Below are 18,490 nucleotides of genomic sequence, written 5' to 3'. Positions count from 1 at the left end.
GCCAGCGTGGTTTGACGGGGCGCCTAAGATCAAAAGCAGATCAAGATCAAGAGCGGCTCGCTTCGCATCGTGGTTACTGTTGACGGCTACAACCTAAAAAGTTGTGTAGATACCTATGGCCATCGCAGGCAAGCCAGCTCCCACATTTTGGACCGCGGGGCGTCAGGGAGGTATGTGTCGGTTGGCAGGCCGTCACGGGAGCAAGCTCCCTCGCCACAGGTTCAACAGCCCATTGTGTAAATATTCAGGAAATATAAATGCCTGCACCATTGAGTTGAGTCATGTTCACGCCAACCAAGGTCACCGAGTTGTCGCCAAACGACAGCAGCGCATTGTCCTCGAACATCGAGACATGGGAGCGGTAATCGTATTGCTGGCCCAGGTCAGCAATCCCCATGAACACCAGTTTATCGCTGCCCTGGTAGCCCTCGATCCGGTCATTGCCAAAGAGGCCGTTGAACAGGAAAGTGTTGCTGCCACCGCCCGACACCATCAGGTCATTGCCCGCCCCGCCGACAAACACGTTATTGCCCTGCCCCCCGATCAAATGATCGTCGCCACCCAACCCAAACAACCATTCCCCCGCAGCATGAGCGGTGAGGACATTGTCCTGTCCATCGCCGTTGGCAGAGGCCGTGTAGGGCGTCAAGGCTGTGCCGGCCAGCAGGCCTTGGCCGGTTACGTTATAGGTGACGTCGTAGGTGCCCCAGGGGATTGAATTCCACAGTATGTAAGACTGCTCTTGGCTCACCAGCGCACCGATATCGCGGGTCATACTGATGCCGCCATAGGCGTCGTTGATGTAGAGCGTGCCATCGCCATCGTTGGCAAAGCCGAAGCTGGCCAGTGGCTTGTGCAGTTCGAAGACGTTATCGCCCTGCCCGCCCAGCAGGATGTTGTAGCCGCCGTCATCGCGAAAACGATCATTGCCCGCGCCGCCTTCCAGAAAGTCATTGCCCGCCCCGCCCTTGAGCAGGTCATTGCCCTCGGTGCCGAGGATGAAAGTGTTGCCGGTGTGTTTTTCAGCGTAGCGGTTCAGGTCTTCTACCCAGGTGGTTTCACGCGCAGCCTCTGTGAGGCTGGAGACCACGATGGTGGAATCCTTGTCAGTCAAGTCGTAGAACTGCGAGGACGCGACGCGCCCCAGGCCTTGGATGTAACCGTCCAGGGAGTGCGCCTTGGCGACGCCCCAATTCAGACTATTGGGTAAATGTGCCGAGAACGACGCGTAATTATCGGTAAAGCTGACGAGGTTGTTGGCGGCCGAATCCCAGCCCCGGTCGTTACCCCAGAAGAGTGCCGAGGTATTGATGCCTTTGCCCTCAATGGCTTTGAACACTGGGTCGTTCTCGTAGCCGATATTCAACACCTGGGCGTCACCCGAACGTTGAGTGGGTGAGGCAAAGGTTACGTAGTTGGCGTCCTGATAAAAGCCGCCCCAGTGATCGTGGCTCAAGGTCGCCAGGCTGTTGGCGCCCAGTGCGCCGAGGCTATGGCCGGTGACCAATATATCCTTACCGGTCAGGCCCTGGCTCGCGGCATAGCGAGCGACGCTTTCGAGCAAGGCGCTGAAGGCGAACTTGGCATAATTGGCGGCGTATCCAGGCAGTGCTGCGGCCGCCAGGTCGCTGGCCACGTCGCCCATGCCATCCCAGGTCAAGCCGAACGACGTACCACGAAAAGCGATGCCCATGGCGATCAGCCTGCCAGCACCGTCATATTGCCCCAAAACCTCGACGTTGGCCGAAGGGGCCAAGGCGGTCTCGCCCCAAAAGGTGCCTTGCTTGTCCACGTTCTGCGTCACGCCCAACGCTTGCGCACCAACGGGCGCCCAGCCACCGGTAGCGAGGGGTTTGCCAGTGGAGTCATAAGCGTACTCGGATAAAGCCAAGGCGTTGTTCAGCAGCACCTTGGCCTGCTCGCCCTTCATGCCCTTGTAGTCGAAAACGCCCATGTCCTTTGTCCCTTTTCAGATGACTGTCAGATGGCCATCAACTCACAGCCGGTGATCGATTGAGGGCGGGACGCAGGGGACTGTCAATGGTTACCTAAAAATTGAATAGCGCTCAGCAAGCCGGGCATTGCAAATCAGGGCGAATCGCTGGTCAGGCCAACAGGTCTCTCTTTTCGACGTCCCAGCTGTGCAACCAGGTAGGCGACGGAGTCGGCGTTGTTAAGTACCGTCAGGATGCGTTTAAGCGGATCGGTACGGAAAACTCGTCGGGCATCGGCGAGGGTTTGGGTGCCGGTAACGGTGAGCAGCCTGTCGAGCACATGCTGTGTTGCCGTGCCGTGTGTAGGGTCTGTTTTGAGACCGGTTGCAATATCGACAATTTGGAACAACTCATGGGTCGGGGTATTGAGCGACAGCCTTGAAAGATGGCGGTTTTCCAGGGTTACTTTGGTGTTACGGCCCTCAGGGGTCTGGGGATCAATCAGGTCATCAAAGGGATGGGTTGAATGCACGTAAGCCAAGTCCAACGTCTCACATACATGATGAGTGATTTCGTGAATGAGGGTAGTGGCACGGGCATGGACGCTGACGTAGAACGGTTTTATCAACAAATGACTGTATTTCAGGCCCGGATTGAAAAACACCTCGGTCAAGTACACCAGTTGAAGGGGGTCAGGGACAATCGTAAAGGCCATCAACGTGTGTCCGCCCTGAAGAGCCGGCAACCGCGAACGGCCAATGACAAATCGCGTTGAGTCCGAGGAGGTCAGTGAGGGCTCCATTAACGCAGTGCAGACCGTATCGACGATCGCCTGAATTTCTTCAAGGTGTTCGACCTCGAGCGTCTGCAAGCCGAAAAACGCTTTGATCTGTTTGACGAGCTCAGGTGCAGCAAGGGGTGTTTGTGCGATCAGGTGCAAATTTTCCTGGGCGTTCTTTGCATAAAACGTCGCCAAGGCAAGTGCATCGGTGATAACCCAGGATTCCCGAGCGTAAAGCGCTCGTATCTCGCGCATCCCGCTGGCCAATACATTCATACTGGAGCGCGCAAAGGGTTCGGAGTAGAAGCGATTGAGTAATCGTGCAAGTGTCCGTCGCCCCGTCAGCACTGGGCCAGCGCTACCGAGCATCCACTGTTGTCGAGGGTTGCGCTGTACCTCAGGACCGACTTCGCCGTCACCGATGATGCGCCAACCCTGGCCATGCTTGATGACTTGGAACACTTTCCCTGCCACCGCCGCGTAATAATGGTTGGAGGTTGATCGGTAAAGGTTGAGTGAGGTGTCTTTGATCAGGTTGCCCAAGCTCGGCTCAAGGACTTCGAAACGCTGGAGCCGGGTGCGGGAAGCAGCGGTAATGTCCAGCGCGGGCCAGGACACCACAGAGGTCGCAGGTGTGGAAGGCGGCGGGATCGGCTCGGGTGCCGGAGGCATGCCGCCCTCGGATACGTGAGGCATGGAATCGCTCAAACCGGCCAGCAAGGCGACACCCCCGATGAAATGCCCCAGTGCCTCATGCCATTGCTGGCTTTGCAGCCCTTCGGCAGAAGCCTTGAACAGTTTATAGCTCTGCCAGACCACCAGGGGGTAGGCCAGTTTGCCGGCAAAAAATACAGTGGCCGCCTGCACGCCCTCAGAGAACACGGCCTTGGCCGTCTCCCAGACGGTGCCTGCATCAGCGGTTTTTTGGCAGCCCAGCAGCGTTGTCAGCAGCTCGACATTGTCGGTATACAACTGTTTGAACAACGGCGCGGTGATGGGGTTGGATGCCAGTTGCAGGGTGGTGCTGGCCTGGGGTTGCTCCAGTGCGCTGGTCAGTGCCGCCTGGTCAACGGCCGGGACCACCAGCCGAACCCAACGCTGTAAGGCACCAGAGGCTGTCAGCTCAGCCCGCAGTGCGGCCTCAACCGTGTATTCCTTGAGGGTGTAGCCTGGGCTATAGGGGGCATAAAGGACTTGGGGCCCCTCGTCACCGGAGGCAGAGCCGATCAAATAAGCCCCGGGAATCTTGATGGTTTTCTTCCCGTCATCAACCAACAGTTCCAGAGGGCGGATCGTGGCGTTGGCATCCACCACTGTCGCACGGGCGATCGCATCGGGCATGTCCATGATCTGTTGAATGAGCCCGAAGGCCGCCGCTGAAAGCTGGCCTTGCAACCTCATGCAATGCGCGTATTGCATCAGTTGCCACGGCAGTTGCTTGGCGAATCGCGTAGAGCGTTGCGCAAAGTCCGAGCTGGCAGAGCCCAATACGGATTGGATGTAAGTTTGATAAGCCGCGTTGATGTTCAGCGCCTGTATTCGCGTTTTCAGCGTCTGCCCATCCAGGGTGTCAGGCAGCGGCGTTGTCCCGGTGCTGGCGAAGAGCGGCACCTCATCCTTCCAGTACGATTGATGACTCAAGGCATAGTCCAGCAGCGACTGGTTACGGGCAGGTGCGCTGCCCTGCGCCGGCAATCCGACTTCGACGTCATCAGGTGTGACGCTGTCCTGAACGTCAAGTGCCTTCAGTAAAGTGTTGAGTTTCTTGCGCGTGAACTGAGCCAGGGAGTCAATCCCGTGCAGGTAATCCTGATTGTCGGTGACACTGTTTCGATACTGCTCCAACAATTCGACATAGAGCTGTTGATCGACAGCACTGGCTTTGCCCAACCATTGCAAACCCTGTTGCAGGATCATGGCCTGGACCATGTCCATGGCACGCTGCACGTTGGTGGGCGCCAGGTTTTGTGTGGCTTGAACCTGCCACAGGTTACGCAACTGTTCGACCGACAGTTTCATGGGCAGGAGGTGCGTCAGCTCTCGGTCTTTTTGTTGAGCATAGGTTCGTTGCAAGTGCTCGACGAGGTTGTCCTCGATCAGTTCAAGGGAACTGAGTGCATAGCGCGGATGTGAATCCCAATCCGGTTGTGCCAGGTTCGCCAGCAAAGCCTGTCGTTCGTTCGGGATTGCCAGGCGTCGGTCCACCTCTGCTTTGAAGTGACCCAATGAGTGGAAACTTTCCAGGCCCAACGCGGGTGTCCATAGCAGCGTGCGGCCGCAATATTGAGGGTCAAGCCCGCCGCGCTCGGTCAGCACGAAACAGTTATTGAGTACCAGCGGGGTATTCTGCCCAGTCGGTACGACCTGCAAAGAAAACGCATCAGGGCGAAACCCATTGACGCCAGGGCGTAAGTCTCTGGCGTAAATACCTAACACGGTCAAAAGCACTTCGTAGTCGAGGGGCAATACAGCGTTGTTCCAAAGCCTGACTTGCACTTCCCCTGTCAAGCCCATCTCCATCGCCTTTCTCAGCAAGGGCTGCATGTTGGGGGACACGCTGTGGGTTCTACACAGGTACTGTTTAAACCCACCGACTGCGCTGTTGATCAGCGTATTGAAGGTAGCGGCGTCCATACCTGAGACCTTGGTGGCGGCTTTGCCAGGAGCGGTTGAGTAGACGTGCGTGTCAAGCGGATCGATGAGTGGACCGGCTTCGCCACATAATCGCGCCAGAAAATAGTCGACCATACTGCTCGATGACAGCAGTTCAGGCTTGCCAGTGTTACTCGAGGGGTTGCTGTATTGGCGCACCGAGAGGCACGCTGCCTGCAAGTGTTGCTGCTTGATGGCGTACAGTTTGGTATTGAGATAGGTGATAACGGAACGCTCCAGCGAGGGGCGAAACGATAGGTGTTGTTCGATTTCGGCGCTGACATTTTCGAGTAGATGCACAGTTGTGCGCATTGCAGCCAGCGTTGGTGGAACCCTGGGTTCAGTCACCGTTGCCGTCCAGGTCTCTGCCAACTGGGTACTCCAACGCCCCATGGGTTCGAAGGTCAGTAAGGTTGGGTCAATCATGCCACGCACATCCAGCACATGATCAACCAGGGCATCGAGGTCCATCGTGCCCTGGCTAAGGCGATACTGATCAAGGGCGTATTCAAGGTTGCGACCTTGTTTTTCAATGATGCCCTCCATGATGCTTTGGAAAATAACCCCGGTGATGGGGCCTTTGGTGACGTCGCAAGCCAGCAGGTCTACTTCGTCATAGCGTTCCGGCCTGGATAGATGCGCTCTCCAGGCATCCGCATGCTGCCGGGGGTTGAGCCCCTCAAGAAGGTGGGTTTTGAGTGCTCCCAGCTCGGTAAACGATTGCAGGCCCTGGTGGGGGGTATAGAGCAGCCAGGGCGAGCCATCGTCGCTTTTGTTACTGCTGATAATGAGGGTGCCTGCCAGCTCGGCGGGGGCCTGTTCAGGCTCACTCAGCAGTGCCTTTTCAACATCGATCGCAGGAGCAAGCGTTGTCTCGGGCAGCGCAGCCTTGAGCGGCAAGGCCTGTAGTTGCAGACGCTGCTCAACCGTCATCGTAGTTTGCTGTTGTTGCTCCAGCGCCACCGTGAAAAAGGCATTGGCCATGGCATGGGTAAACAGTTGTAGCCGTGAGAACCCTGCGGCGGCCGGCAGCGCCCAAAATGTCTTGGGCTGTTGCTTCATATAGGCTTTCAAGCCCCCGGCCAATCCTTGGACTGATACGTCCCAACGCAACTGATCATCAGCTTCCTGAGTAGGCTGCTGTGGGTTGTAATAGCGCCGGGTCTCCCCGTCAGGCCAGCCATTGGCGACGAAATACCTGAGCACGGTTTCGCTCAAGGAGCGGGTGGTCGTATGTCGCGGCGTTGGCGTATCAGAGTTACCTGATTGGCGGGATGCATCGATGACATAACTCTGCACTTGGATGTGGTGCTGATCGCCCCCCGTAAAAGACTGCGCCAATTCAGTGCCAATGTATTCATCCAGCAGCGAAGTGAAACTGGGCAGTTTGAGCAGCTCCTCACGCATCAAACGGGCATTGTCGAGCAGGTTGTTGGAGAGGGTCGCATGTTGTGCTTCGAAGACAGCGCCGGCCACGGTGTGTGCGGTAATCGTCAGGGGCGCAGTGGGCGTTAGGGTTGCTTGCTGGGAAATGGAAAGGTAATCAAGCAACGCTTGGCGCTTCGACGCGTCTTTGAGCCACGACGCCAGTTGCGTCTTGAGTGCTTCATGGCTTTGCAGCTTTTCCAGACCACGAGCTGGCGTATAGAGAATAACCCCACCTTCCGGGGCGGGGCTCATGACGAATGCACCTGCAAGTTCAATAGCCGGTTGACCGAGCACGTTCAGTTGCAGGGTCTGGACGTGCATCGGTGCTTTTTGTGCCTGGCGCAAAGCATCGGTGGCCAGATAGACCGAGTCGAACCAGTCAAGGTCCTTGAGGGTAAAGTTGCGGGTGCGTTGGCGCTCGCTTAGCTGCGTGCGATCGGTTTGGGTTTCGCTGAAAAAATACGGTGGGGTGTCAGTGCTCATTGAGTGCTCTCCATGCCGGATTGGCCACTGAAGATCACTCTGGCGTTTCAAGTTTCAGCCGAGGGGCTACATATGCACCAGCGCTTCATGCCCCGGTGGAATGCCCGACACATCCGGCGCCGTCCCCCCGGAAAAGTGCAAGTGCGTTCAACAGAGTACCGGTATCGCCCTCAGTGATGAACGCGTCCCGGAAGGCTTTCCCGGTCTGCGGGTTAAACAGGCCATCACGCTCAAACCGCTCAAACGCCTGGCGGGCCAGAACACCGCACCACGTGTAGGAATACAGTCTGGCGCCATAGCGCCCCATCGGTTGTTCGAAGCTGTTGAGCGGACGAGCGCCATCAGGCCACTGCAAATGCCCGATTTCAACGTTGGCGTCGGTGAATACTTCATGCGGTGTGCGCCCGTCGCCATAGGTACGGTGCAACTCGAAGTCAACGAGGCCCGTGAGCAAAATACTGGCGGTTTCCTGACTGGTCTGGGTGTGAACAAATCGGCTCATTTGCGTCGCCATTTTGTCAGGCAAGGGTGCTCCCGTCTGCACATGCCCGGATAGATAGATCAGGAACGCCGGCGTAAAGCAGAACTGCTCCAGCACTTGGCCGAAGAACTCCGTCGTATCGTGGCTTAATTGGCCCATGCCCGAAATCGCCCGGTAGGGGGCGGCGGACAACAGATGCTGCAAGCAGTGGCCGAACTCATGCAATAAGACCCGCAATTGCAAGTGATCCAGCAAGCACGGCTGGGCCGCCGTAGGTCGTGGCAACTGGCTGCGCAGTACGGCGATGGGCCGTTGTGGGCGCCCCTCGGCAGTCATTCGGTGATTGCGCAAGCCCATGGCGGCGCCAATCTCGCCGCCCGCCACGCGGCGATAAGGGTCAATAAAAAAATGTCCAATCGGCTGCGCGTACTCCCTGAGTTCAAATACCCGCACATCCGGGTGCCAGGTATCGACCGTGGCTTGTTCAATCAGCTCAACGCCGAACAGCGTTTGGGTGAACGTGCACAAGCGTTGCAGCACCGTCTCCAACGGGAAGTAGTGGCGCACTGCGTCCTGGGAGACACCCGCCACGGCCTGGCGAATTCTTTCCGCGAAAAAGTCGTAATCCCAGGGTTCCAGAGCATCGACTCCCCGTTGCGCGGCATAGCGTTGCAGTTGTTGTGCATCATGGGCAAATGTCGTGCGTGCCTGATCAATCTGTTGATGCACACAGGCAGTGACCTCATCGGTCGTCTCCGCCATTTGTTCCACCAGCGCCAGTTCGGCGAAGTTGGCATAGCCCAGCAACTGTGCTTTCTGGTGACGACTTTCGAGCAGTACTGTCAAAACCAGTTCATTGTCAGTGGCAATGGCGTCAGGCCCCGTGCCCACGGCACGGTTGTAGTAAGCCAGCATCATTTCCTGACGCAAGGCTCTATGGTCGGCGTGGCTCATCACATCCTGAAAGGATTGCTTCGAAAGGGTTAATAACCATCCATCCAGGCCTGCGTCCCGAGCCGCGACTTCCATGCGCGCCATGGCCGCGTCAGGCAGTCCGCTCAGCAGCGCCTTGTCTTGAATGTGCTTACGCCATGCATCACTGGAATCTCTCACACGGCGCAGGAACTCCTGACTGAATTCATCGATTTGCAGGTTCAACGCTTTCAGCCGTCGCTGCTTCTCAGGAGAAAGATCAAGGCCAGCCAAGTGGTACTTGCGCAATATTTTACGCAACACGCTGTGGCGTTGTTCATTGAAAAGGGTCGCGATCGGGCTGTCGGCAAGTTGTCGGTGCAGTTGATACAGGTCGTTGTTCCCGGCCAACTCAACCCTGTACTGCATGGCCAGCTCATAACTGCGGTGTGATGCCGACGCCCATGCAGGCCCTTGGGGGCGGGAGTCAAGCAGCTCGATAATGTTGAGAACGCCATCCAGGCGAGCCTCCAACGCCTCCACTGCTTGCACCAGGTCATCCCAGGTGGGGAATGGTGCCTGGCTGGCAATGATCGCGGCGGTGGCGTTGCGACTTTCAACGATGATCTGTTCAACGGCGGGCACCAAGTGTTCTGCCCGGATGGCTGAGAACGGTGGCAAGTCGTAGGGCTGCAGCAGTGGGTTGCTTTCAGACATGAAGTCACTCTTCAAAGGTAGCTGTCGAAGCAGCCACCCTAGGGAGTGAATCATCGTTGGATGGGATAGATAGGTATGGGTAATAGTCTGGTCGGCAGGATAACTCAACCAACATCAGACCTTGACCCCCCGCCTTTGCGGGGGCTCTAGAGAAGGCCGAGGTGGTTATAAAAAACAAATCAAAGGTGCAACGCGGGCCTGGACTCGCGAACGCCATGGACAGAAGGAACCCGGACACGCAGCGCAATCAGCAACGCAGCCAGCAGCATCAGCACGGCTGCCGCTACAAATACGCCCGCGCTGCCACCGAGGCTGAACACTGCACCGCCAGCGGCGGCGCCCGTGGCGATGGCCGACTGCACAGAGGCCACCACCATGCCACCGGCGCTTTCCGCCTGATCAGGCACCGCGCTGGCGACCCAGTTCGACCACGCCACCGGCACACCGCCAAAGACCAAGCCCCAGAGTGCTAGCAGTACCGCCTGCCCCGGCAACGAGGGCGGCAACAGCACCAACGCCAGTGCTGCAACGCCGACCAGCGCAGGCATCAACACCAGAGTGGCCAGCGGGTGACGCTCCAGCAGCTTGCCGGCCAACAGTGTGCCGACAAAGTTCGCCACACCGAAGCCCAGCAACATGAGCGACAGGCCTTGCGAGCCGATGCCGGTAGTACCTTCAAGGAATGGCCGAACATAAGTGAACATCGCGAAGTGGCCGCTATGCACCAGCACACAACCGAACATCCCCATGGCGATGCCCGGGCGCTGCAACACGTCGAAAACCGTGCGCAGACGTGCCGGCCGGCGCGGCGCAAGGCGCGGCAACGTCAATGACTGAAACGCCAGGGTCACCATGCCTACCGCCGCCGCTGCAAAGAACGCACTGCGCCAGCCGTACAGCCCGCCCAGATAGCTGCCCAGCGGCACTGCAACGACCGTCCCGACGGCAATGCCGCTGAAAATAATCGAAAGCGCCCGAGGCAACAGCGCACTCGGCACCAAGCGCATCGCCACCGCCGCAGCCATGCTCCAGAACCCGCCAAGGGCAACCCCCAGCAAGATGCGCATCAACAGCAGCACCGCGAAGCTGGAAGAAACGGCGACCAACAGATTGGAGGCAACCATCAACGTGGAAAACCCCAACAACACCCAACGTCGGTCGATGCCGCGGGTCAGGCCTGGCACCAGCAAACCGGCAAACAACGCTACCACTGCTGTCACCGTTACCGCCTGGCCAGCCAGTGCTTCGGACACGCCCAGATCAGTCGCCATCAGTGTTAACAAACTGGCCGGAAGGTACTCAGCGGTCAGTAATCCGAACACCCCCATTGCCAGCGAGAAGACGGCCATCCACGCGGGGGCCGCAGGCTCTGTATCCGAGAAGGCGTCGGGATGGCGGTTGGATACGGCATTACACACACAGTCAGTCATTACAGGGATCTCCCAATTTTCATTGCGAGTCGCAGTCTAGGCGCCGGATTCTGGATGATCTATGATCCAAAACCTCTACTTTTTGACTAAAACACCTGAACAATGTCTGCAGAACCGTTTGCTCTTGCCTCGGATCTCATCAACGAGCTGTTGCGCGGCATGCGCCTGCGTGGCGTCGAATACCGGCGTATACAAGCCAGTCCGAGTTTCGGTTTGGGCTTCGCTGAAAAACCTGGGCATGCCTGGTTCCACTTCATGGCTGTCGGCAATGCGGTCCTGCGAATGGAGGACGGCACCACCTACGCGCTGTCTGCCGGCAACGCCGTGTTCATATCCCATGGCGCGGCCCATCAACTGTATTCCCATGCGGACGTACCCGTTCAGGACATCGACCGCCTAGACGGCGTCCCCCTCGGTGACACCGTGAGCGCGGTGCACACCGCAACCGATGCCAGCCCAACGCCGAGCACTCTTTTGTTCAGTGGTTGCATGGAGTTTGAACTGGGCAGCATCCATGGCCTTGGCAAACTGATGCCGGGCCTGATGTTGATTGATGCCGACGGCCAGCGCTACCCCGGACTGGTGCCTATCCTGACCACCATGGAGCGCGAGGTCAGCGCCGCACGTGTGGGCTTCGCCGGTATCCTCGCACGGTTGGCCGACGTGGTGGCCGCCATGATCGTTCGCGGCTGGGTGGAGTGCGCCTGCGGGAATGCCTCTGGCCTGGTCGCCGCCTTGCGCGACCCCCGCTTGGCCGGTGCACTGCTAGCGCTCCATCAACACCCGGGCCGCGACTGGACCGTTGCCCAGTTGGCAGAGCAGTGCAATACCTCACGCTCGGCCTTCGCGGATCGCTTCCAGGTGACGATTGGCATGACGCCGCTGCGCTATGTCACCGAACTGCGCATGCGGCTTGCAAGCCAGTGGCTGACCCTCGAAAGGCTGCCGATCGAAGAGGTCGCACAACGCTTGGGCTATACATCCCAGGCCGCTTTCAGTCGCGCATTCAAACGCATTACGGGCAAGACACCGGGGTTAAGTCGCAAGGTGAGGTAGCCCAAAGACGCCTAAGCGCCTATGCCGTAAATCACAGGCAAAAAAAACCACTCGATTGAGTGGCTTTTTCTTAAATGCTTGGAGCGGGAAACGAGAGACTTACCAGCCATCCAGCCCTTTGAAAATGGTGGCGTTTCAATAAAATTTTGCACCTCAGCGGACCAGATTCTGGACTTGTTTTTTCAGGGTGACAAGCCCGTGCTGCTGACCTGGCCCTGGCTGAAACGCGCCCTACTTCCCCCTCCCATCACGTATCCGCTTTCCCCAACCAACGGTAGGTTACGCCACCGACCACGGCCCCTAGCAAGGGTGCCAGCCAGAACAGCCACAATTGTTCAACCGCCCAACCGCCCACGATCAGCGCCGGGCCGGTGCTGCGAGCCGGGTTGACCGAGGTGTTGGTGATGGGGATCGAGATCAGGTGGATCAGGGTCAGTGTCAGGCCAATGGCGATGGGCGCCAGGTTGGCCGGGGCACGCTTATCGGTAGCGCCAAGAATGATCAGAACGAACATGGCGGTCATCATCAACTCAGTGACAAACCCTGAGGCCATTGAGTAGCCGCCTGGTGAGTGTTCACCGTACCCATTGGCTGCGAGGCCGTTCGCCAATTCGAAACCCGGTTTGCCACTGGCCACGAAATACAACAGGGCTGCGGCAATCACCCCTCCTAACACTTGAGCGAGGATGTAGGCGGGTAACTCCCTGGCCGGGAATCGTCCACCCACCACAAGGCCGACCGATACCGCGGGGTTGAGATGGCAGCCTGAAAGGTGGCCAATGGCAAAAGCCATGGTCAGCACCGTCAAGCCAAATGCCAGGGCAACCCCCAGGAAGCCGATCCCCAACGCCGGGAAGGAGGCCGCCAGCACGGCGCTACCGCAGCCACCGAACACCAACCAGAATGTGCCTATCAGTTCAGCCGTTGATCGTTTAAATAGCGACATAAGTAAGTATCCCTTTGAAGGTGGGCACAGTTTTTTTGAGACTTATGTAAGTGGTGTGCCTGTTCACTTACCGTCCAGAGAAGCGCACTCAGATACATCGGTGATGGATGTCAGCGACAACATCCAACCCTTTAACACCGCGCGTTTAGGCTCCCCGCAACCACGCTGCCAAAGCCCCCGCCCCGGCGTACTGCCGCAAGACCGCCTGGTAACCATCAAAGCGATTGGTGATTTCACTCACCCGGTTGCCGTAGTGGTCACTCTCGGCAGACAGCACATCGAGCAACGTGCGCTTGCCCAGGTGGTACCACTGCTCATAAAACGCCACGCGAATACCGTCGGACTCCCCGGTAAGGTCGCGATACAGCTCAGCGCGCTCCAGAAAGGTTTTAGCTTCGTGGTTGGCGGTGCGGATCCGGTATTCCAGGTCCAGGCGTTGCTGTTCCACTTCCTGTCGGCTTGCTTCGGCGCGCTGCAGCGCCGCGCGCTCCGACGCCCGTGTAGAGCCCCCGCGGAAGGCGCCCCAGGTCACGGCCAAGTGGGTTTCCCAGGGCTGTTCGCGCCCCAGCGAATCTTCGGCCGTGGACTTGCTGATCACCCAATTCAACTGCGGCAACGAGGATGAGCGCACCACTTTGGCCTGGGATTCGGCAGACTCGGTCTGCGCCTTGGCCTGGTTGATCACCGGGTGGTCTTCGGTCATCGATAACAGATGGTCGAGGTTGGCCAGGCGGATGTTCCACTCCTTGGTGCGTGGGATCATGATGGGCCGCTCACCCACCAATTTGCGCAGGTTGATTTCTGCGTCCCTGGCACGGGTGCCCGCCGAATCGCGCGCGGCCTGAGCTTGCAGCAGGCGCGCCTTGGCCTGGGTCAATTCACTGGAACGCCCTTTGTCTACCGCGACGATCCCCGCGAGCATTTTCACCAGTTCGTCCATGCGGTCTACGTACTGCTGGCTGATGTCGACAATGATGCGTTGCTTGCCCAGCTCCACCAGGGTGTTGGTCACTTCGAAGGCCGAGTTTTCCAGCTCGGCATCGATGGCCGCCGTCGCTGCCTTGGAGAGGTGACCGCGGCTCTCGATGGTGTTGCGGATACGCCCCCAGTCATACACGGGTGTGACCACGTTGAGGTTGATACCAGCGCTGGTGCCTTCGCTGTTTTCCGAACCAGAACCGAATTTTTTCGAGCCGGCCGTGGTGCCCAGGTCGACCTGCGGGTAGCGCTGGCCCTTGGCTTCGTCGATATCAGCATCGGCAGCCGCCAACTCCGCGTGGGCACGCTGTACCTTGGGGCTGCGCTCGGCTGCCGCCTGGACGGCACGGTAGAATATCTCCTTGAGTTCGCGTTCCGAAGGGCCGGCAGCGGTGACTTGGCGGCTGGCCAGTCGACCATTGAATTCCAGCGCCGAGACACCAGGCACCGCTGTTGAACGAGCCACGGGAACCGACGCTTTGACAGGCCTGGACTCAACCACCGCGCTGCTCGGCACAGGGCTAGCCACTGCCGCTGCTGGCCTTGGACGTACAGGCGCGAAACTCACGGTGGCCGGTTCAGCCACTTTGGTAAATTCCAGCGCGTTGTTAACTGGCTTCGGCGCCCTGGCATAGGTCACCACCGGGAGCGGCTGCGTTTTGGCCGGCGCCGAAGGCTGGGGCCTTTCTACCGGCCTGATCACGCTAGTTCGCACTGGCTGCTGCGGCTGAGGTTTTGAAAGCGCAACGAAATCTGCTAATTCGTCAGCCATCACATTCGACGAAGCACACACCGACAGGCACAAAAACAGCGCGCTCAACAGCGGCAAGCGGTTACGCGGGGCAAACAGTTCCTGAGCCCGCAACTCACGCTGCAGGTAATTTGTGGTCGTCATGATCAGCGCTCCCGAAACGCTTCGCGCGCCTTGAGCACGGGCTTGAGTAGGTAATCCAGGATGGTCTTTTCACCGGTACGGATTTCAACCGATGCAACCATCCCCGGAATGATCGGCAGGGATTTCCCGCCGGCCGTCAGCTCGCTGCTATCGGTCAGTACCAGTACACGGTAATAGGTGTCATCGGGACGTCCTGCTGCGGCTTTCTGATCATCCTTCAGAGTGTCTGGGCTGATGTGTTCAACCGTGCCTTTGAGGCCACCGTAAATGGCGTAGTCATAGGCAGTGATCTTCACGGTTGCCGGCAGGCCGGGCCGCAGGAACGCAACGTCCGAGGGGCGAATCTTGCCCTCCACCAACAGTTGTTCCTCCAGAGGCACGATCTCAAGGATGTGCTCCCCCGGTTGAATAACCCCGCCGATGGTGCTGACCCGCACGTTTTTCACCGTGCCGCGCACCGGGGCAGTGATAGTCGTGCGGTCACGAATGTCGGCACGGCCCACCAGGTTTTCACTGACCTGAGAAAGCTCCAACTCCAACTTCGCCAGTTCAGAGCTGGCATCTGCCTTGAATTTGTTGATGCGCTCGACAATCTGCGACTTGATGTCATTGGCCGAACGCTTGATGCGCAGCAGTTCGACTTCCGACATCAGCCCCTTTGCCGCCAACGGCTCAGCCAGGCGGATCTCGCGCGAGGACAATGCGTAGCTGCGTTCCAGCGCGCTGACGCTGTCATTGAGCGAACGCTTGCGTGATTCATAGGCGCGCACTTCCTGGGCCATGACCACCGGGTCCTGCTTGACCATTTCCTCGAACTCCAGCGGTTGCTGGTAGGCCTCGGAACGCAAGCGGGTAATGGCGGCTTTGAGGCCGATGACCTTGGACAGCGCCTCGCGGTAGCTGGATTCAGCGCGAGTGGCGTCGATCTTCAGCAGCACTTCGCCCTTCTCCACAATCGCGCCTTCGCGCACGTTCATCTCGGAGAGAATCCCGCCTTCCAGGCTTTGAATCACCTGTTCGCGGCTCAATGAGATGATCTTGGCTTCGCCCAGGGTAATCTCTTCGACCCGCGCAAAACTGGCCCACGCCACGCCAATGATCAGCACCACGGCGATCAGGTAGATCACCAGCTTGGAACCTGGCGTAGTTTGTGACAGCAGCGATTCCTGCACGTCATTCATGAACGCCGCGTCGCCGGGTTCCAGACGCGCCTGGGCATGGGTGCCCCAAAATTTACCAATCACGATGCTATCTCCTGCACGGCTGCGGGTGCAGGCGTTGCTAAAGGCTTGTCGCCAACCTGGGGGCTTTTACCCACCGCGAAGGTTGGCGCTGGTTTGGATGGTGCAACCGTGCCCTGGGAAGCAGCGGGTGCTGCGCGGCGACGAACCGGTTGGGCGGCGGGCGCTTCGGCTGCACCGGACAGCTTCGCGAGAATGTCGGCCTTGGGGCCATCGGCCACGACCTTGCCGTCGTCCACCACCACGATGCGGTCCACCAGGGCCAACAGCGATGGGCGGTGAGTCACCACCACCAGGGCCTGGCCTTCGGTGGCGCGCTTGAGATGCTCCAGAAACAGCGCTTCGGTCTGCGTATCCATGGCGCTGGTCGGTTCATCCAGCAGCAAGAGTTTTGGTCGCGCCAACAAGCTGCGAGCCAGGGACACCAACTGGCGCTGCCCACCCGACAAGCCTTCGCCAGACTCACCAATCGGCAGGTTGATGCCCTTGGGATGTTTGGCCGCCACCTGGTCCAGCCCGGTCAGGCGCAGCACGCGCAGAAACTCATCAGCGGTGGACTCCGGGCGACCGATCATCACGTTCTCACGCAGCGAGCCGTAGAACAGTCGAGCATCTTGGCCCACATAACCCACCGCTTTGCGCCAATCGGCCGGGTCGATCTGGTTCACATCCAGCCCATCGGTAAACATCTGCCCTTGGGTAGGCGAATACAGCCGCGCCATCACGCGCAACAAGGTGGATTTGCCGCTGCCGATGCGGCCCAGGATTGCCACGCGCTCCCCCGCTGCCACCGTCAGGTTGACGCCTTGCAGCACCACAGGGTTAGGTTGCATCGGCGGCGCGGGGTAAGAAAAACCCACGTTCTTGACGGTGATCTGCCCCGACAATGACGGCTTGGGCAGGTACTCGCGGGTGGCGTCGCGGTCCACTGGCATGGCCATCAAGCCATTCAAGGAATTCAGCGCGGCCTTGGCCTGCTGGAAGCGCACGGCCAACCCGATCACTTGCCCCAGCGGCGCGGTGGCGCGGCCGGCCAGCATCACCGTGGCAATCAGGGCGCCCATAGTCAGGTCACCGGCATCAATCAAGTACACGCCGATGATGATCAACACCACGGTTTGCAGCTGCTGGAGAAACGCCACCACACCCGTGGCCACGCTGGACAGTGAACGCGACTTCATCGACGTCGCCGCCGACAAGGCACTGAAGTTTTCCCAACGGCGTTGCATATAGGATTCGCCACCGACCGCCTTCAAGGTCTCCAGGCCCTCGACCGATTCCACCAGCACACCTTGCTTGAGCGACGCTTCGCGCATGTTTTCTTGCATGGTGCGCGCCAGCGGCCACTGGATGATGATGCTGATGATCAGAATCAGCGGGATCAACAGCATCGGCACCCAACCCAGCGGGCCGCCGATCACGAAGATCACCCCGACGAACATCAACACGAACGGCAGATCAGACAGCGTGGCCAGGGTGGCCGAGGTGGCAAAGTCGCGCACCGATTCGAACTCGCGTAACTGGTTGGCGAACGAACCGGACGAAGCCGGTTTGTGCTCCATCTGGATCGACAGCGCCTGGCGAAACAGCAGCGTGCCCAAGACCAGGTCAGCCTTCTTGCCGGCCATGTCCAACAGATGAGCGCGCACATAGCGCGACACCGCTTCGAATACCATGGCCAACGCAACGCCAATGCCCAGCGACCACAAGGTGACAAACGCCTGGTTCGGCACCACGCGGTCATACACGTTCATGGTGAAGAAAATACTCGCCAGCCCCAGCACGTTGATCAACACCGCTGCAATGGCCGCACTGCGGTAGTAGCTGCGATAACGCCACAGTGTGCTGAGCAACCAATGCCCAGCCGGCTGCGGGGATTCGTCAGCGGCGCGCAGGTCGACTTTGGCGCGGGGCTTGACCAGGATCGCGTGGCCGGCGTACATCGCGTCCATGCTGGCCTGGTCCAGCTCTACCGGCTCATCGCCGATTTCCGGCAGAATCACCTGATAACGAAAGGCCTTCTTGCCCTCGTCATCCTTGACCACCGCCCGCCCGAGCAAGATGCAACCGCCCTGCTCCTTGCGCAGCAGCACCATTGGCACCAGTTGCTTGGGCAAGGCCTGTGCGCTGCGCTTGACCAGGCCAGCCGACAGGTTGGCGGCCGCCAGTGCCTTGAGAGCCAGTGAAGGTGCGAGCAAACCGCCCTTGGGCAAGCCGGCCGTCAACGCTTCGGCGGATTTGCCCACCGCGTAGTGATCGCAGATCCAGGACACGCTTTGCAGCAGCGTGTCCTGGATGGTCGTCTGGGGTGCAGGCAAAACGGCAGCCTCCACGCTTGAGCCAACAGGCGCGTCAGTCGTCATCACAAGTATCCTGAAGTCGGAACGCCAAGGGGCGATCACGATGGAATGGGGGCTTCATAGGCCGCCCGATAAGTGCGGAGTGGGCCTTGGAAACCAGTAGGACAATTCTGACTAGAGGCGGCACTCGACTGAATGAGACCTGTCCCAAAAAGCGCGCACGCGGCGGCCCGGCACGAAAGCGCGGCGGTGAGCG

9 protein-coding genes are annotated in these 18,490 nt (G+C 59.1%); 1 reads left to right on the top strand and 8 read right to left on the bottom strand.

Features of this window, described 5'->3' with window-relative positions; genetic code table 11:
• Positions 1-244: 244 nt before the first annotated feature.
• From DK871_RS06250 to DK871_RS06235, 4 genes are all read right to left on the bottom strand, one after another.
• On the bottom strand, positions 245-1,954 hold the full coding sequence (locus DK871_RS06250) for a polyurethanase (RefSeq protein WP_161904380.1): 1,710 nt from the start codon (positions 1,952-1,954) through the stop codon (positions 245-247).
• A gap of 134 nt (positions 1,955-2,088) precedes the next feature.
• Positions 2,089-7,278 (bottom strand): dermonecrotic toxin domain-containing protein, encoded by a 5,190-nt coding sequence (locus DK871_RS06245; RefSeq protein ID WP_161904379.1) that lies wholly within the window; start codon positions 7,276-7,278, stop codon positions 2,089-2,091.
• Positions 7,279-7,363: 85 nt separating this feature from the next.
• Positions 7,364-9,496 carry a M3 family metallopeptidase gene (locus DK871_RS06240; protein ID WP_161904378.1) on the bottom strand — a complete coding sequence of 711 codons (2,133 nt, stop codon included), beginning with the start codon at positions 9,494-9,496 and terminating at the stop codon, positions 7,364-7,366.
• 71 nt (positions 9,497-9,567) lie between these two features.
• The gene (locus DK871_RS06235) at positions 9,568-10,818 is read right to left on the bottom strand and encodes an MFS transporter (protein ID WP_161904377.1); all 1,251 of its coding nucleotides are present in this window, start codon (positions 10,816-10,818) and stop codon (positions 9,568-9,570) included.
• 102 nt (positions 10,819-10,920) lie between these two features.
• Here DK871_RS06235 and DK871_RS06230 point away from each other — a divergent pair, with 102 nt between their 5' ends.
• Complete coding sequence (locus tag DK871_RS06230; RefSeq protein WP_161904376.1) at positions 10,921-11,874, top strand: AraC family transcriptional regulator; 954 nt, start codon at positions 10,921-10,923, stop codon at positions 11,872-11,874.
• Positions 11,875-12,121: 247 nt separating this feature from the next.
• Here DK871_RS06230 and aqpZ read toward each other — a convergent pair whose 3' ends face one another.
• From aqpZ to DK871_RS06210, 4 genes are all read right to left on the bottom strand, one after another.
• Positions 12,122-12,820, bottom strand: coding sequence for an aquaporin Z (gene aqpZ, locus DK871_RS06225; RefSeq protein ID WP_161904375.1), 699 nt, complete (start codon positions 12,818-12,820; stop codon positions 12,122-12,124).
• A 145-nt stretch (positions 12,821-12,965) separates the two neighbouring features.
• Entirely contained in the window at positions 12,966-14,264 is a 1,299-nt protein-coding gene (locus tag DK871_RS06220; protein WP_309137742.1) for a TolC family protein, read from the bottom strand.
• Between the two features lie 431 nt (positions 14,265-14,695).
• Complete coding sequence (locus DK871_RS06215; protein WP_161904374.1) at positions 14,696-15,937, bottom strand: HlyD family type I secretion periplasmic adaptor subunit; 1,242 nt, start codon at positions 15,935-15,937, stop codon at positions 14,696-14,698.
• Entirely contained in the window at positions 15,934-18,297 is a 2,364-nt protein-coding gene (locus tag DK871_RS06210) for a type I secretion system permease/ATPase (protein ID WP_161904373.1), read from the bottom strand. Before DK871_RS06210 ends, DK871_RS06215 begins: the two co-directional genes overlap by 4 nt.
• Positions 18,298-18,490 lie beyond the last annotated feature (193 nt).

The sequence above is a fragment of the Pseudomonas sp. L13 genome (assembly GCF_009935965.1).
In the GTDB taxonomy this organism is placed as follows: domain Bacteria; phylum Pseudomonadota; class Gammaproteobacteria; order Pseudomonadales; family Pseudomonadaceae; genus Aquipseudomonas; species Aquipseudomonas lactis.
This window is presented reverse-complemented; position numbering and strand designations above follow the sequence as displayed.

What these genes read in the sequence shown, in the direction of transcription:
- DK871_RS06230 (WP_161904376.1), top strand. Translation starts at nt 10,921, where the DNA reads ATGTCTGCAGAACCGTTTGCTCTTGCCTCGGATCTCATCAACGAGCTG.
- DK871_RS06245 (WP_161904379.1), bottom strand. Translation starts at nt 7,278, where the DNA reads ATGAGCACTGACACCCCACCGTATTTTTTCAGCGAAACCCAAACCGAT.
- DK871_RS06250 (WP_161904380.1), bottom strand. Translation starts at nt 1,954, where the DNA reads ATGGGCGTTTTCGACTACAAGGGCATGAAGGGCGAGCAGGCCAAGGTG.
- aqpZ (WP_161904375.1), bottom strand. Translation starts at nt 12,820, where the DNA reads ATGTCGCTATTTAAACGATCAACGGCTGAACTGATAGGCACATTCTGG.
- DK871_RS06210 (WP_161904373.1), bottom strand. Translation starts at nt 18,297, where the DNA reads ATGACGACTGACGCGCCTGTTGGCTCAAGCGTGGAGGCTGCCGTTTTG.
- DK871_RS06235 (WP_161904377.1), bottom strand. Translation starts at nt 10,818, where the DNA reads ATGACTGACTGTGTGTGTAATGCCGTATCCAACCGCCATCCCGACGCC.